At 72.8% G+C, this 14,969-nt stretch carries 14 protein-coding genes; 3 read left to right on the forward strand and 11 right to left on the reverse strand.

Translation table 11 applies throughout. The features are described 5' to 3' along the window. Window positions 1-34 precede the first annotated feature (34 nt). The 3 genes from ACRAKI_RS30345 to ACRAKI_RS30355 all read right to left on the reverse strand — a co-directional run bounded on the left by ACRAKI_RS30345 (window position 35) and on the right by ACRAKI_RS30355 (window position 1,923). Window positions 35-202 (reverse strand): hypothetical protein, encoded by a 168-nt coding sequence (locus ACRAKI_RS30345; RefSeq protein ID WP_447003904.1) that lies wholly within the window; start codon window positions 200-202, stop codon window positions 35-37. After that, window positions 202-927 carry a DoxX family protein gene (locus ACRAKI_RS30350; RefSeq protein WP_447003905.1) on the reverse strand — a complete coding sequence of 242 codons (726 nt, stop codon included), beginning with the start codon at window positions 925-927 and terminating at the stop codon, window positions 202-204. Before ACRAKI_RS30350 ends, ACRAKI_RS30345 begins: the two co-directional genes overlap by 1 nt. A gap of 81 nt (window positions 928-1,008) precedes the next feature. Next, window positions 1,009-1,923 (reverse strand): 2-hydroxyacid dehydrogenase, encoded by a 915-nt coding sequence (locus tag ACRAKI_RS30355; protein WP_447003906.1) that lies wholly within the window; start codon window positions 1,921-1,923, stop codon window positions 1,009-1,011. 30 nt (window positions 1,924-1,953) lie between these two features. Between ACRAKI_RS30355 and ACRAKI_RS30360 the strand changes: the two genes are divergently transcribed. Both ACRAKI_RS30360 and ACRAKI_RS30365 read left to right on the forward strand, forming a co-directional pair. Then, window positions 1,954-2,859 (forward strand): alpha/beta fold hydrolase, encoded by a 906-nt coding sequence (locus ACRAKI_RS30360; protein WP_447003907.1) that lies wholly within the window; start codon window positions 1,954-1,956, stop codon window positions 2,857-2,859. A gap of 10 nt (window positions 2,860-2,869) precedes the next feature. After that, window positions 2,870-4,048 carry a PQQ-dependent sugar dehydrogenase gene (locus tag ACRAKI_RS30365; RefSeq protein WP_447003908.1) on the forward strand — a complete coding sequence of 393 codons (1,179 nt, stop codon included), beginning with the start codon at window positions 2,870-2,872 and terminating at the stop codon, window positions 4,046-4,048. An 11-nt stretch (window positions 4,049-4,059) separates the two neighbouring features. On the opposite strand, the gene ACRAKI_RS30370 is transcribed toward ACRAKI_RS30365, so the two are convergent. The 7 genes from ACRAKI_RS30370 to gatC all read right to left on the reverse strand — a co-directional run bounded on the left by ACRAKI_RS30370 (window position 4,060) and on the right by gatC (window position 13,418). Then, the gene (locus ACRAKI_RS30370; RefSeq protein WP_447003909.1) at window positions 4,060-6,546 is read right to left on the reverse strand and encodes a M14 family zinc carboxypeptidase; all 2,487 of its coding nucleotides are present in this window, start codon (window positions 6,544-6,546) and stop codon (window positions 4,060-4,062) included. Window positions 6,547-6,643: 97 nt separating this feature from the next. Beyond that, a complete protein-coding gene (locus ACRAKI_RS30375; RefSeq protein ID WP_447003910.1) occupies window positions 6,644-9,292 on the reverse strand; it encodes a CHAT domain-containing protein in 2,649 nt (882 codons plus the stop codon). Between the two features lie 88 nt (window positions 9,293-9,380). Continuing rightward, a complete protein-coding gene (locus ACRAKI_RS30380) occupies window positions 9,381-9,593 on the reverse strand; it encodes a hypothetical protein (protein WP_447003911.1) in 213 nt (70 codons plus the stop codon). A 327-nt stretch (window positions 9,594-9,920) separates the two neighbouring features. Continuing rightward, a complete protein-coding gene (gene gatB / locus ACRAKI_RS30385) occupies window positions 9,921-11,423 on the reverse strand; it encodes an Asp-tRNA(Asn)/Glu-tRNA(Gln) amidotransferase subunit GatB (protein ID WP_447003912.1) in 1,503 nt (500 codons plus the stop codon). Further along, on the reverse strand, window positions 11,420-11,611 hold the full coding sequence (locus tag ACRAKI_RS30390; RefSeq protein WP_447003913.1) for a hypothetical protein: 192 nt from the start codon (window positions 11,609-11,611) through the stop codon (window positions 11,420-11,422). Before ACRAKI_RS30390 ends, gatB begins: the two co-directional genes overlap by 4 nt. Continuing rightward, window positions 11,608-13,122, reverse strand: a complete 1,515-nt coding sequence (gene gatA, locus ACRAKI_RS30395) for an Asp-tRNA(Asn)/Glu-tRNA(Gln) amidotransferase subunit GatA (protein ID WP_447003914.1) — start codon at window positions 13,120-13,122, stop codon at window positions 11,608-11,610. The genes ACRAKI_RS30390 and gatA overlap by 4 nt, the downstream gene beginning before the upstream one ends. Next, window positions 13,119-13,418 carry an Asp-tRNA(Asn)/Glu-tRNA(Gln) amidotransferase subunit GatC gene (gatC, locus tag ACRAKI_RS30400; protein ID WP_015104569.1) on the reverse strand — a complete coding sequence of 100 codons (300 nt, stop codon included), beginning with the start codon at window positions 13,416-13,418 and terminating at the stop codon, window positions 13,119-13,121. Before gatC ends, gatA begins: the two co-directional genes overlap by 4 nt. Before the next feature lie 226 nt (window positions 13,419-13,644). Between gatC and ACRAKI_RS30405 the strand changes: the two genes are divergently transcribed. Beyond that, window positions 13,645-14,295, forward strand: a complete 651-nt coding sequence (locus ACRAKI_RS30405) for an amino acid-binding protein (RefSeq protein ID WP_447003915.1) — start codon at window positions 13,645-13,647, stop codon at window positions 14,293-14,295. Window positions 14,296-14,314: 19 nt separating this feature from the next. On the opposite strand, the gene ACRAKI_RS30410 is transcribed toward ACRAKI_RS30405, so the two are convergent. Then, window positions 14,315-14,953, reverse strand: a complete 639-nt coding sequence (locus ACRAKI_RS30410; protein ID WP_447003916.1) for a LysE family translocator — start codon at window positions 14,951-14,953, stop codon at window positions 14,315-14,317. Window positions 14,954-14,969: the final 16 nt, after the last annotated feature.

Here is a 14,969-nt window from a genome sequence, read left to right on the forward strand (position 1 = left end):
TGTTCAAGGCTGTTCGGACCTGCTCGGGGGCTGCTCAGGAGCTGGGCAGCAGCCAGGCGAGGGCGAGCCCGGCGAGCAGTCCCGCGGGCGGCAGCAGCGACCGCGCGGTGAGGCCGATCGGGAACGCGATCAGGTAGACCACCGGTATCCCGATCACCACCAGCGCGAGCTGCGCGCCCGCCGCGGCCACCCGCTCGTCCATCACCTGAAGACGTAGAGGGTCGCCGCGGTGGCGCCGGCGGCGACCACGAGGCAGATGAAGCCGGACAGCAGCGGGTGGCGGAACCAGCTGCGGTTGTTGTCGACGGAGGCGCGGCCGGGGCCGGCGAACAGCAGGCCGAACGCCATCGCCGCGTAAGCCGCCTCCAGCTCCACGCCGTTGGGCGCGAAGAACCCGCCCTTGTACTTCAGCGCGAGCACGTTGATCATCACGCCGAGCACGCCGGCCGCGGCGAGGGGCGTGAACAGGCCGAGGGCGAGCAGGACGCCGCCGCCGAGTTCGGTCACGCCGGTGACCCACGCCAGGATCCGCGGCTCGCGGAACCCGATGGACTGCAGGGTGGCCGTGAACCCGTCGATGCCCGGCCCGCCGAACAGCCCGAACACCTTCTGCGAGCCGTGCATGACGAACGCGCCGCCGAGCACCAGCCGCAGCACCAGCAGGCCGATGTCGGGGCTCGCGGTCCAGCCGAACGGCTTGCGCTCGTCGTCCTCGATGTCGTCGTAGCTGGCGGGCTTGTCCTCCAGGTCGGCGATCGGCGTGTAGCCGGTCGTGTCGAAGCCCCGGGTGTCCTGGGTGGTGGTCCGGGTGGTCGGCTGGGTGCCGTCGTCGAAGTGGTGCACTCCCCCGCTCACGCCACTCGTGGAGTAGTACCCGTCGTCGGAGTAGCCGCTCGATGCCCTCGAACGGTCGTCGTGAGTAGCCACGCCCGCACGTTAGGAGGTTCGGACGACCACCGCGAGCGTCCGTCCGCCGCGCATGTTCGCCCAAACGGGTGAACATCGTGGCTAGTACTCGCCCTTGACCAGGTTCGCCGGCAGCTCTCCACGGGCGAAGCGGGCGACTTCGGCGGCCACCACCGCGTACGCGCGTTCGGAGTGGCCCGTGCAGCTGCCGGCCACGTGCGGGGTGAGGAAGAGCCCCGGCGCGGTCCACAGTGGATGGTCGGCGGGCAGCGGCTCGGGCTCGGTCACGTCCAGCGCCGCGCGGAGCCGTCCCGCCGTGAGCTCGGCCAGCAACGCGTCCGTGTCGACCACCGCGCCGCGTGCCGCGTTGACCAGGATCGCGCCGTCCTTCATCCGGGAGAGGAACTCGGCATCCACCATCCCGGTGGTCTCCCCGGTCAGCGGCACCACCACCAGCACCGCGTCGAACCCGCCCACCAGGTCGGGCAGCTCGTCCATGCCGCGCACCCCGGGACGCGCGGTGCGGCCGACCAGCGTCGCGGTCGCGTCGAACGGCTCCAGCCGGCGGCGGAACTGCTCGCCCAGGTCGCCCGCGCCGACCACGAGCACCTTCTTGTCCTGCAAGGTCTCCGTGAGGTGGTAGTCCCAACGCCGGTCCTGCCGCGCCCGCTCGAACGCCGGGAAGTCGCGGTAGATCGCGAGGAGCGCGCCGATCGCCCACTCCGCCGTGCTGCCGCCGTGCGCGCCGCGGCACGTCGACAACATCACCCCGTCGGGTACGACTCCGATGAACCTCTCGGCGCCCGCCGACAGCAACTGCACCAGCTTCAGCGACGGCAGCTCGGCGAAGACGTCACGCGGGTCCGTGCCGTGGAGGAACTTCGGCACCAGGACTTCCGCCTGCGCGGCCTCGGCCGGGAGCGGCTGCCCCGGCTCGTAGCGGACGGGCCGCACACCCTCCACGTCGGACAGCGCGCGGACACCGAGGTCGTCGGGGACCAGAACGGTAAGGCTCACGGGTTCGCACGTTACGGCACACTTGCCGCCATGCGGGAGCACGACGTCTTCTCCGCGGACGGCACGCGGATCAGGTTGTGGCGCACCGAGGCCGACGGGCCGGACGTGCTCCTGAGCCCCGGCCTCGGCGCGGTGCCGACGTTGTGGCCGGGGCTGCCGGTGGCGCGGGTGCACAGCTGGTACCACCGCGGCACCCTGGCGTCGGACCGGCCCGCCGACCCCGGTCGGATCGAGCTGGACGACCACGTCGCCGACGCGCTGGCCGTGCTGGACGGCGGTGGCGTGGAGCGGTGCGTGGTGATGGGCTGGTCCATGGGCGTGACGGTGGCCGCCGCGCTGGCGTTGCGGCACCCGGAGCGGGTGAGCGGCTTGATGCTGGTGGCGGGCGCGCCGGGTGACACGTTCGCGAGCGTGCTCGGGCTGCCGGGCGTGCCGGTGGAGCTGCGGCGGCTGATCGGGGTGTCGGGCGCGACGGCGCTGAAGGCGGCCGGGCCGCTGCTGGACGCCGTGCTGCACCGGCTGCCGGTGCCGGACCTGGGCCGGGTCGCGGACCTGGCCGGTCTCGACGGTGCGGTGGCGCGGTCGCTGACCGCGTCGCTGCGGCGGTACCTCCAGCACGACTGGCGCTGGTACTTCACCCTCGCGCTGGCCTTGGGCCGATCGCCCCGGCTGGACCTGACCGGCGTGACGTGCCCCACAACCGTGCTGGCCGGGCGGTACGACCCGCTGGCGTCGGCGGACGGGGTGGTCGGCCCGGTGGCCCGGTTGCCGCAAGCCAGGGTGCGGATGCTGCCGAACACGCACTTCCTGCCGCTGCAGGACCCGCAGGTGGTCGTGGACGAGCTGGAGCTGCTGCTCGACCGGGCCGACGCCGTGCACCGCGCCGTGCACGAACTGGACGGACCGCTCACCTCGCGTTCACGGCCGCGCGCCTAACCTGGGGTGCGTGCCTCGACTGCGTGGAGTGCTGATCGGCTCGGTCCTCGGCCTGGTGGCCGCGGGCTGCGCGAGCTTCCCCGAGCAGCCGGCCCCGGCCGGGTGGAGCCCGGCCCAGCAGCTGACACCGCAGGCCGGGCCGGTGCCCGAACTGCCCGGCGAGCTGCCGAAGGGGCCTGGTGAGCAGCCGGGCCGGCAGCCGACGCCGGTGCCGCCGCCCGAGGGCTGCAAGGACTTCAACCCGGCCGTGGTCGGGACGTGCCTGGACCCGGTGTCCGGGGTGGCGCTGACCGACGTGAACCAGACGACCGGAGCGGTGACCGCGTTGGCGACCGAGCGCGCCACCGGGCGGCTGCTCAGGGTGACGAGGGACGTCGACCCGGTCGAGGTCGCGAAGTTCGAGGTGGACGCGTCGGGTGACGGCGGGCTGAGCGGGCTCACGCTGTCGCCGACGTACGCCGAGGACCGGCTGGTGTACGTGTACGTGACCACGGCGACGGACAACCGGGTGCTGCGGATCGCGCCGGGCGACGTGCCGAAGCCGGTGCTGACCGGTATCCCCAAGGGGCCCACGGGCAACCGTGGCGTGCTGTCGTACGACAGCACCGGCGCCCTGCTGGTGGCGACCGGTGACGCGGGCAACCCGGCGTCGGCGGCCGACCCCGGATCGCTGGCCGGGAAGGTGCTGCGGATCGACGGCACCGGACAGCCGGCGCGGGGCAACCCGACGCCGGGGTCGCGGGTGCTGGCCAGTGGGCTGAAGTCGCCGGGCGGCCTGTGCGTGTCGGGTGACGGGACGAGGACGTGGGTGACGGACGCGGGCGCGTCGGCCGACCTGCTGTACCGGGTGGAGCCCGGCAAGGCGCTGGGCGAGCCGGCGTGGTCGTGGCCGGACCGGCCGGGGGTCGGCGGCTGCGCGTCGTTCTCGAACATGGTGTCGCTGGCGACCGGCAACGTGCCCGGCATGATCAACCTGTCGCTGAACCCGGACGGCAGCTTCGCCGGCAAGCCCGAGGTGAGCCTGAACGGCGCGGAGGGCTTCGGCCGCCTGGGGCCGGTGGTGGCCCTCGACGACACGACCGCGCTGGTCGGCACCGTGAACAAGAACGCGGGCGGCACACCGGTCTCCAGTGACGATCGCGTGGTGATCGTCGTGCGTGAGCCCGAGCCCGGCGGCGGCAGGGACTGAACCGGTCCGCTCTAGAGCGCGGTTCCCGGGTGGGCGGCGGTGCGGTAGACGGCGTCCGCGACCTGCCAGTACAGGCCTTTCGGGTGGTCGCGGAACAGGGGTTCGGTGCCGAACAGGACCGCTCGGGCGCCTCTCGGCGACGTGCCCGCCACCACCGCCGCCTGACCGGCAGCCGCGTCCGGCCCACCGGAACCGTCCGCGCGCGGGAGCCAGTGGCCGGCGACCAGGTCCTGGTACCGCTGGCGCACGCTCACCCCCGCCCCGAGGTCCGTGAACCAGTACGGCGAGTACACGAACGAATGGCCGACGTCACCGGCGTCGTCCACGACCGCCACGACCCCGTTCGCGTCCTCCCGCCCCGCGACCGCCCGCACCGGCAGCACCCCGGCATCGGCGTTGAACCGCGCCCCCGTCTCCCCCCGCGTCACCACGCCACCGCGCGAGAGGAACTTGTCCACCCCCGCGCGCGCCGCCACGGTCAGCTGGTCGTACCGCAACCCCGACGACACGAACAGCACGTCCACCCCGGCCAGGTCGAACCCGCCGTCCAGCACCTCCGTGGACACCGGCCGCACCTCGAAACCCATGTCCCGCAACGCCTTCAGCTCGTCCGCCGCCACCGCCCCGGCCACCACCGGACGCCGTAGCGGCACCCCGCCCTGCCCCGGCGTGAACCGTGTCCCGTACCGGATCGACACCTCCTCCGCCGCCGAGCGCGCCGACGCGGGCACCACGATCGTCCCGTCGTCCCGCCGACGCAGCTCCACCCCGCGCCCGAGCAGGTCGTTCACCGCCGCCACGTCCTTGCCGTCGGCCAACGCCGGCGCCAGGTCGCTCCCCTCGGGGACCCGCACCGACCCCGTCGGCGACGCCGCCGCCACGTCATGCCCGCGCACGTCCACCGGCCCGTCGCGCACGACGTCCACCGAAGCACCCCACAGCAGCCGGTGGCTCCACCCGCTGACGTCGTACGTGACCGGCACCTCGTCCGAGATGTCCCGCCCGGCCTCCAGCATCACGTTCGCCAGCGCACGCTTCGGCTGGCGCATGTCCACCACGTACGACCCGGCCGGGTACTCCCGACCGCCCACCGAGAAGGCCCGCTCCGCCCGCTTCACCCGCACGTCGTGCGCCACCAGGTGGTCGACCAGCCGCGCCGCCGCCGGACCGGACCGCTGCCCGTCACCCACCGGCACCACGTACGCGCGGGGGAACTCGGTGGTGTAGCGGTCTTCGGGACCGAAACCGGGCACGAAACCGTCCGGCACCAGCCGCTGCGACTCCCCCGCCAGGCCACGGCGGAACATCTCGATCTGGTTGTCCACCATCGGTACCCGGTTGTCCCGCACGTACGTGAGCGCGCTCCGGATCGTCGCCTCGACCACATCCGTGTTGATCGCCGCACGCCGCCGCAGTTCCGTCACGGTCAGCGTCACGTAGTCGTTCCGGTTCACCCGCAAAGGGATCTCGATCGTGTAGGACACCGCGCCGTGGAACATCGAGTACTGCGCGGTGTAGATCGGCGCCCAGCCGTCCCACACGCCCGGTTCGCAGTCCCGGAACGGGATTTCCGGCGTGGCCGCCTCCGCGTGCCCGAGGGCCTGCACGGCGTCCTCCATGTGCAGCCCGCCCGCGTAGCCGTGCTTGAGGTAGAGGTCGAAGTCGTAGTTCTGGCCGTGCGGCGGCGTGGTCGGCTCGATCAGCGTGTTCGCCACGTACCCGTGCTCGTCCAGCACCAGCAGCGGCTGGAGGCGCTTGACCACGTCCCGCGCCGCCCGCGACTCGGGCTGCGACGACGTGACGAAATCCCGGTTCAGGTCGAACCCGCTCGCGTTGGCCCGCGTCCCGGCCACCCGCCCGTCCGGGTTCGCCGTGAGGTTCACGTGGACGCGGCTGCGCCGGAGTAACTCCGTCGTCGACCGGTCGGTGGCCAGCGCCAGGTCCTCGATCACGCGGAGCGCGCCGTCGGTGCCCTCCCACTCGTCGCCGTGGATGTTGGCGTTGATCCACACCGGCGCCTTGTAGGTGGTGCGGAGGAAGAGGTCGCGGGCGGCGGCGACCGGGTCGTTCTCGATCTTCTCGCGCCACGCCTCCTGCTTGCGGGTCTCGGCCGGGCTCTCGGGGGCGGTCAGCGTCACCAGGTAGAGGTCGCGACCCAGCGCCGACTGGCCGGCGACCTCGACGGAGATCCGGTCGCTGCGGCGCTGGAGGTCGTTGAGGCGCGGCGCGAGCGAGTGGTACGGGGCGAGGCCGAGCTTGATCGACCGGTCGTCCCGGTCTTCCGGGTACGCGCGCAGGAGGGTGCGTCGCGGGTAGCCGAGGGTGGCGTCGGACCGGTTGGGGCCGGTCGCGACGGCGGGCCGGAGTGGCTCCGAGGCGGCGACGTGGTTGCGCTCCGTGCCGTTGGCGGGCTGGTCGGCCCGCCCGACTGCGGGCGCGGCGGTCGCCGGTGCGGCCATCGTGGCCAGCAACAACACCGTGATCAGCAACGAGCGCACCGGCCGCCTCCGATCGATCGCCGAAGAACTCCTCCACCCTCAGTAGTGGGTGCGGATCACCCGGTCAACCGGCGAACGGCTGGTCGAGCAGGAAGTGTCAGCCCGAGCCGAGGCACACGAACGGGCGGCGCAGCGGGTCCACGGCCACCGCGTCGGCCAACGCCACCGCCGGCGACGCACCGCCCGCGAGGTTGCGGTGGAAGTCGGCCATCGCCGCCGCCGAGGGCTGGTCCCCGACCCGGCTGGACGCCGCGATCACCGTCCGCGCGCCGCTCGCCAGCAGCGCGCCGGCGAACCCCAGCGGCTCGTCACCGGGCCGCACCCGGTTCAACGCCAGCTCGCACGCGGCCAGCACGACCTGGTGCGGCGGTCGGCGCACCCGGCCGACCTCGTGCGCGAACATCGCACCGTCCACCAGCTCCAGCCGCGAGAACAGCGCGTTCTCCGGCTCGTGCTCGCCGTGCGCGGCGATGTGCGCCAACTCCACGCCGTCCAACGCCTCCAGCACCGAACTCACCCGGGCCTCGCTGACGCCGAGCAGCTTCGCCTCACCGTGGTAGCCCGCGAGCCGGTCGATCTCGCCCTGCGCCGCCTGCAACCCCGGACCGCGCACGAGCAGCACGCCACTGGCCGGCTCCCGGTCCGCCCGGATCGCCGACACCCACGCGGTGGCGGACGGAACGGCGGTGGTCGGTCGGTTCGCGCACATGGGCAGCACGCCCCACGGCACCACGTACAGCGCCCCGGTCGGCACGACGACCAGCTCGCGGGAGCCGATCATGGTCGCCAGCGGACGCAGCAGCAGCCGGTCCAGCTTCTCCGCCTCACGCCGTGCGGACGCCGAGATGACCTCGGCCAGCGGCGGCGGCAGGTAGTCGGGCGCCAACGCGTTGAGGTCGGCGTGCAGGCGGCGCGCGCTCTCCGTGACGGCGTCAGCCGGGCCGAGCCGCACCATGCGCACCCGTGCGCCGGCCAGCACCAAGGCGATCAGCTCGTCGTCGCAGACCGCGAAGCTCACCAGGGCCCGGCCGGCCAACCGGGCCAGCACCTCGTCCGGCGAGACGACCGGGCGCGGCGTGCCCCAAGGGCCGGTGCTCCAGCCCATCCGGCTCGCGGCACGCTGGCTCGTCTTGAGCCGCGCCTCCAGCTCGGCGGTCGGCAGGCCGTCGAGCCTGGCCCGCAGCAGCACCCGGCTCAACCGGCGCACCTCGGCGATCCGCTCGCCCAGCTCCGAGTCCACCGCGGACTCGGCCGGCTCGTACCGGTACAGCTGGGCCCTGGTGCGTTCCAGCCAGGTGAACAGCCGCTTGGCGTTGGCCGCCGAGTCACCGCCGGCCAGCACCAGCCGGATGGCGAGTTCACCCAGCTCACGGCCGTGCACCGCGGTGCCGGACACGAGTTCCAGCCCGCCGAGCCGGTCCCGCATCCGGCCAAGCTCGGCCAGCCCGGCCTTGGCCTGCGCCAACGCCACCCGCTCGTTGCCGCGAGCCAGCGCCAGCTCCGCCCGGCCCAGCCGCAGCAGCATCCGGTGGTCGATCGGCGTGATCCGGCGCGACTCGGGCACGCGGCGCAGCAGCTCGGCGCCGCGGTCCGGGTCGCCGCGGCGGACCTCCAGCCGAGCCGCCAGCACGAGCGCGAACGCGGCCTGGTCGAGCAGCTTCAACGCGGCCAGCTCGGCGGACAGCTCCAGCGCCCGCGCGACCACCTTGGCGACCGGCCGCCGCGACTCCAGAGCCCGCACCACGTCCACGCGCAGCGCGATGAGCCCCGCCACCGCCGCCCACGCCGGGCTGCCGCGCCCGGCCAGCTTCCGCTGCGCCGACCGCGCCATCCGCCGGGCCAGCACGAGGTCGCCGTCCTGCAACGCCGCCGCCGCGCGGAACAGCTCGGCCTCGGCCACGTCCTGCCCGATGCGCTGGCGGCGCAGCTCCGGCAGCACCTCGTCCAGCAGCCGACCGGCCTCGTCGGCCAGGCCGACGCTGATCATCGCCTCGGCCTGGTCGATGCGCAGCCGCAGCAGCAGACCCGGTTCGAGCTCCTGGAACGCCCGGTTGGCCTCGTGGTAGTGGTGCAGGGCGGCCGGGATGTCGCCGGCGCGCTGCACCGCGTTGCCCAGCGCGTGCTCCGCGATCGCCGCGCGCAACGGCAGGTCGTGCGCGTTGGCCAGCTCGACCGCCCGGTTCAGGTCGCGGACGGCCTTCTCGTGGCGGTGGACCTCGCCGTGCGCGTTGCCCCGGTTGGACAGGGCGAGCGCGAGCAGGTCGACGGACTCCTGGTCGGCGTGCGCGGTGAGACGGCGTTCGCTGCGCTCGATCTCCCGGTCCAGCTGGGCGATGCCCTCGTCGATGCGGCCGACCCGGCACAGCAGGGCGGCGCGGTTGAGGTTGACCAGGGTGGAGAGGTGGGCCCGCAGCGCCTCGTCGCGCAGGCCGGCCAGTTCCCGGTCCACGCCCGCGAGCTGGACCAGGCCGTCGTCCACGTTGCCCGTCTCGGCGAGGCAGAACGCCAGCGTGTTGAGCAGTCGCGTGCGGACTTCAAGGCGCGCCTGCGGGTCGATGCCCGGGATCTCCAGCAGCGCCAGGCCCCGGCGCATCTGCCGGATCGCGGCCGGGTGGCGGTCGGCGGTGGCCGCGTCCAACGCGCTGCGGTGCAACTGCCGGGCCAGCGCGACCGTGTGCTCCGGCCCGGACGGGGCGCGGCGCGTCCCGCTTGATCTGCGAACGGGTGTTTGCGCAGGCACGGTCATATGAGATCACAACGACAGCCGGAGGCCGCCGGCCATGAGGTCGGCGGCATCCGGGGGTGGCGTCACCGCACCCTGGCCCGATCGGAGGTCAGGTGGTCCGCGCGACCGCCACCGGCTCGTCACCGGTCGGCTTGTACGGGCCGCCCATGGGCTTCACGAGCGGGTCGCCGGTCGGCTTGTACGGGCCGCCTGTGGGCTCCACGCCCCCGCCTCCGCCCGTGCCGGTGTCCGTTCCGGCGTCGATGACGCCGTCCTCGACCACGTCGATGTCGGTGACGAGCTTCCGGTCCTTGCGAGACATGGCGTTGCCTCCCCTGCAACAGGCCCCTCGGTGGGGGTGTCCTCTGCGTCTGGTTGATCGTTCCGGCGGTCCCCCGACCGCTGATCGATCGCCCCAAGCGTGACACAGATGGACGAAGCCAAGAAGGTTTAACTTCACGGAGAGCGATCACAAGCCTGACCGCTAGGCCATCTGCCAGGACCGGAGACGCGGTTCGCCGAGTGTTACCACACGAATGGGCGAACGTCTTCACACTCTGCAAGGCATCCGGGGATGCAGTGCGCCACCCTGGTAACAGCGGTGGGGCAGGGCTCGCCACGAGCCCTGCCCCACCGGTGGAACCACTCGCTACGAGCAGCGGACGATGATCAGCTCACGCACGCGCTTCGCGTCCGCCTGGCCCTTCGTCGCCTTCATGACCGCGCCGACGATCGCACCGGCCGCCGCCACCTTGCCGTCGCGGATCTTCGCCGCCACGTCCGGCTGCGCGGCCAGCGCCTCGTCCACCGCCTTCTCCAGCGCCGAGTCGTCCGAGACGACCTTCAGGCCGCGGGCCTCGATGACGGCCTCCGGCTCGCCCTCGCCCTCCAGCACGCCGGTGACGACCTCGCGGGCCAGCTTGTTCGTCAGCTCGCCGGAGTTCACCAGGCCCACGACCCGCGCGATCTGCGCCGGCGTGATGGCCAGCTCCGCCAGCTCGACGCCGCGGTTGTTGGCCTCCTTGGTCAGGTAGGACACCCACCACGACCGGGCCTCGGTGTGCGTCGCGCCGGCCTCGACCGTCGCCGCCACCAGGTCCACCGCACCGGCGTTGACCAGGTCGCGCAGCTCGGCGTCGGTCAGCGACCACTCCTCCTGCACCCGCTTGCGGCGCTCCCACGGCAGCTCCGGCAGCGTGCCGCGCAGCTCCTCGACCCACTCGCGGGACGGCGCGATCGGCGCCAGGTCGGGCTCCGGGAAGTACCGGTAGTCCTCCGCCGTCTCCTTCGTGCGCCCCGGCGACGTGCTGCCGGTGGACTCGTCGAAGTGCCGGGTCTCCTGGGTGATCGTCCCGCCGGACGCCAGCACCGCGGCCTGGCGGGTCATCTCGAAGCGCACCGCCCGCTCGACGCTGCGCAGCGAGTTGACGTTCTTCGTCTCCGTGCGGGTGCCGAACTCGGTCGCGTCCTTGGCCATCAGCGACACGTTCGCGTCGCACCGCAGCGAACCCTGGTCCATCCGGACGTCCGACACGTCGAGCGCCTTCAGCAGGTCGCGCAGCGCGGTGACGTAGGCGCGCGCCACCTCGGGCGCCCGCTCGCCGGTGCCCTCGATCGTCTTGGTGACGATCTCGATCAGCGGCACGCCGGCCCGGTTGTAGTCCAGCAGCGAGTGCTCCGCGCCGTGGATGCGCCCGTCCGAGCCGCCGACGTGCAGCGACTTGCCGGTGTCCTCCTCCATGTGCGCGCGCTCGATCTCGACCCGGAACAGCGAGCCGTCGTCCAGCGTCACGTCCAGGTAGCCGTTGAACGCGATCGGCTCGTCGTACTGCGACGTCTGGAAGTTCTTCGGCATGTCCGGGTAGAAGTAGTTCTTCCGGGCGAACCGGCACCACTCCGCGATCTCGCAGTTGAGCGCCAACCCGATCCGGATCGCCGACTCCACCGCCTTGGCGTTCACCGCGGGCAGCGCGCCGGGCATGCCGAGGCAGGTCGGGCAGACCTGCGTGTTCGGCTCACCGCCGAAGACGTTCGCGCAGCCGCAGAACATCTTGGTGGCGGTGTGCAGCTCGACGTGCACCTCCAGCCCGAGCACCGGGTCGAACCGCTCGATGACCTCGGCGTAGTCCATCAGCTCGTGCACCGACGTCATGCCTTCCCGTCCTTCCGCAGGTCGCGCACGGCCAGCGCCGCACCGGTGATCGCCACCAGGATGCTCGCCAGCCCGTTGGCCACCGCGAGCTTGTCGTCCTTGCCGCGGGCCGACTTCAACGTGGAGAACGCGCTGGTGGCCGCCCCCGCGGCGCCGACCAGCGACAGGATCGTGCGTCCGCGCTTCACCTGGCACCCGCCAACTGCGGCACGCCCTGGATCACCGGCGCGCCCAGGGCCGCGTCGCGCGCGACCTCGTACGCCGCCGCCACCCGGTACATCCGGTGGTCCTGCAACGCGGGCGCCATGATCTGCAACCCCACCGGCAGGCCGTCCTCGTCGGACAGTCCGCTCGGGACGCTCATGGCGGCGTTGCCGGCCAGGTTGGCCGGGATCGTGCACAGGTCGGCCTTGTACATGGCCATCGGGTCGTCGGCGCGCTCGCCGATCCGGAACGCGGTGGTCGGAGTGGTCGGCGAGACCAGCACGTCCACGGTGGCGAACGCGGCCTCGAAGTCGCGGCTGATGAGCGTCCGCACCTTCTGCGCCGAGCCGTAGTAGGCGTCGTAGTAGCCCGAGGACAGCGCGTACGTGCCGATCATGATGCGCCGCTTCACCTCGGGGCCGAAACCGGCCTCGCGGGTCAGCGACATGACCTCCTCGGCGCTGCGGGTGCCGTCGTCGCCGACGCGGATGCCGTAGCGCATCGCGTCGAAGCGGGCCAGGTTGGACGAGGCCTCGCTGGGCGCGATCAGGTAGTACGCGGGCAGCGCGTAGTCGAAGCTCGGGCACGAGACCTCGACGACCTCCGCGCCCAGCTGCTTGAGCTGCGCCACGGCCGCCTCGAAGCTGCGCAGCACGCCCGGCTGGTAGCCCTCACCGCTGAACTGCGTGACCACGCCGACGCGCACGCCGGACAGGTCGCCGTTGGCGCCCTCGCGGGCCGCCGCCACCACGGGCGGGACCGGCGCGTTGATCGAGGTGGAGTCCATCGGGTCGTACCCTGCGATGACCTCGTGCAGCAGGGCCGCGTCGAGCACCGTGCGGGCGCACGGCCCGGCCTGGTCCAGCGACGACGAGAACGCCACCAGCCCGTACCGGGAGACACCGCCGTAGGTGGGCTTCACGCCGACCGTGCCGGTGACCGAACCGGGCTGGCGGATCGAGCCGCCGGTGTCCGTGCCGATGGACAGCGGGGCCTCGAAAGCGGCCAGCGCCGCCGCCGAACCGCCGCCCGAGCCGCCGGGGATGCGGTCCAGGTCCCACGGGTTGCGGGTCGGGCCGTACGCCGAGTTCTCGGTGGAGGAGCCCATCGCGAACTCGTCCATGTTGGTCTTGCCGAGGACCACCACCCCGGCTTCCTTCAGCCGTCGGGTGACCGTGGCGTCGTAGGGCGGGATCCAGCCTTCGAGGATCTTCGAACCGACCGTGGTCGGCACGCCCTCGGTGGTGAGCACGTCCTTGAGCGCGATCGGCACGCCGGCCAGCGGACCGACGTGGACGCCGGCCGCCAGGTCGTCGTCCACCTTCCGGGCCGCCTTGAGGGCGCCCTCGGTGTCGACGTGCAGGAACGCGTTGACCGAGCCGTCGACCTCGCCGATCCGGTCGAGGTGGGCCTGGGTGACCTCCACCGCGGACACCTCGCGGCCCGCGATCTTGGCCGCCAGCTCGGCGGCGGTGCTGCGGATCAGGTCGCTCATGCTTCCTCCCCCAGGATGCGGGGCACGCGGAAGCGGCCGTCCTCGGCGGCGGGGGCGCCCGCGAGCGCCTGCTGCTGACCGAGGCTGGGACGCACCACGTCCTCGCGGAACACGTTGGTCAGCGGAACGGCGTGCGAAGTGGGCGGGATGTCCGCGGTGGCGATGTCGCCCACCGTGGCCACCGACTGCAGGATCACGTCAAGCTGGCCCGCGAACAGGTCCAGCTCGTCGTCCGTGACGGCGAGCCTCGCCAGGCGGGCCAGATGCGCGACCTCGTCGCGGGAGATGCTGGGCACCTCGTCAACCCCCGGGGGTCTGGTTTTGTGGTTTTTGGACCTGCCGAGTCTATTGGCTGGTCAGAGCGACCTTCGACCGGGTTGCCCGCGCTCGCGCGCGGGGGTGCGCGATTTTACCGGGGGGCAACGTGGCTGGTGGGTCGGAAAGCGAAGCTGCGTCTGCGAGAATCATCGACCGGCGAGTTTCCCACCTCGATGCTCCACCACAGCCTTGGAGGCGTGCACCGTGTCCTTCCTGATCCGGGTCCAGCTCCCGGACCGTCCCGGCACACTGGGCGCGGTCGCCTCCGCGCTCGGCGCGATCGGGGCCGACATACTCAGCGTGGACGTGGTGGAACGCGGCGCCGGCCTGGCCATCGACGACCTGGTGGTCGAGCTGCCCTCCGGGCGGCTGCCGGACGTGCTGATCACGGCCGCGGAGTCCATCGACGGCGTCGAGGTGGACGCGGTCCGGCCGTACGCGGGTGTGCTGGACACCCACCGCGAGCTGGAGCTGGTGGAAGAGGTCGCCGAGGACCCCCGCCACGGGCTCGAGGTGTTCACCGAGGGCGTGCCGAAGATCATCCGGGCGGGGTGGGCGGTGGTCGTGTCGTGGGACGGCGCCGCCGTGCACCGGCTGACGTCGTCGTCGGCCGCGCCCGAGACGAGGCTGGAGGCGCCGTGGATGCCGCTGGCGCGGGCGACCGTGCTGGACGGCGAGGCGGACTGGGTGCCGGAGACGTGGCAAGAGCTGGGCACCGAGCTGGCCGCCACCCCGCTCGGCAAACCGGACCGCGTCCTGCTCGTCGGCCGCCCGGGCGGCCCCATGTTCCGCGCCGCCGAGGTCGCCCGCCTGGCCCACCTGGCCGGCATCGTCTCCGTAGTCCTCCCCGACTGACCCACGCGAGTCCTGGGACTCACGCGGGTTCGGGGGTGGTGGCGATGGTCACGCCCAGGCCGATCATCGTCAGGCCGCCGGCGCCGCCGATGAGGGAGAGGCGGCGAGGGGAACTCGCGAACCAGGTGCGGGCGGTGGCGGCGGCGAGGCCCCAGGCGCTGTCGGACGCCACGGCGATGAGGTTGAAGACCAGGCCCAGCAGCAGCATCTGAACCGCTACGTGGCCTTGGGCGCGGTCCACGAACTGCGGTAGGACAGCGGCGAAGAACACGATCGTCTTCGGGTTCGCCACGCCGACCGCGAACCCCTCCCACAACGTGCGCGAGCCGCCGTGCGCCGGGCCGCCACCGGTGAACGACGCGTGCAGCGACCCGCGCTGCCGCACCGCCTTCACCCCCAGGTACACGAGGTACGCGGCGCCGACGAGTTTCAGGGTCGTGAACACGAACGCCGAGCGCTCCACGACCGCCCCGACGCCGAACGCCACGGCGACCACGAGCGCGTAAGCACCGAGCGTGTTCCCCAGTACCGTGATCAACGCGGCACGGCGGCCCTGCGCCAACGCCCGGCCGACCACGAACAGCACGCTCGGCCCGGGGATCACGATCAGCAGGAACGACATGGCCGCGAAGGCCAAGAGCCGGTCGGTGGGCACCATGCCACCAACGAAACCA

This window comes from Saccharothrix isguenensis (assembly GCF_052936305.1).

What these genes read in the sequence shown, in the direction of transcription:
- ACRAKI_RS30345 (WP_447003904.1), bottom strand. Translation starts at nt 202, where the DNA reads ATGGACGAGCGGGTGGCCGCGGCGGGCGCGCAGCTCGCGCTGGTGGTG.
- ACRAKI_RS30360 (WP_447003907.1), top strand. Translation starts at nt 1,954, where the DNA reads ATGCGGGAGCACGACGTCTTCTCCGCGGACGGCACGCGGATCAGGTTG.
- ACRAKI_RS30375 (WP_447003910.1), bottom strand. Translation starts at nt 9,292, where the DNA reads ATGACCGTGCCTGCGCAAACACCCGTTCGCAGATCAAGCGGGACGCGC.
- ACRAKI_RS30380 (WP_447003911.1), bottom strand. Translation starts at nt 9,593, where the DNA reads ATGTCTCGCAAGGACCGGAAGCTCGTCACCGACATCGACGTGGTCGAG.
- gatB (WP_447003912.1), bottom strand. Translation starts at nt 11,423, where the DNA reads ATGACGTCGGTGCACGAGCTGATGGACTACGCCGAGGTCATCGAGCGG.
- gatA (WP_447003914.1), bottom strand. Translation starts at nt 13,122, where the DNA reads ATGAGCGACCTGATCCGCAGCACCGCCGCCGAGCTGGCGGCCAAGATC.
- ACRAKI_RS30410 (WP_447003916.1), bottom strand. Translation starts at nt 14,953, where the DNA reads ATGGTGCCCACCGACCGGCTCTTGGCCTTCGCGGCCATGTCGTTCCTG.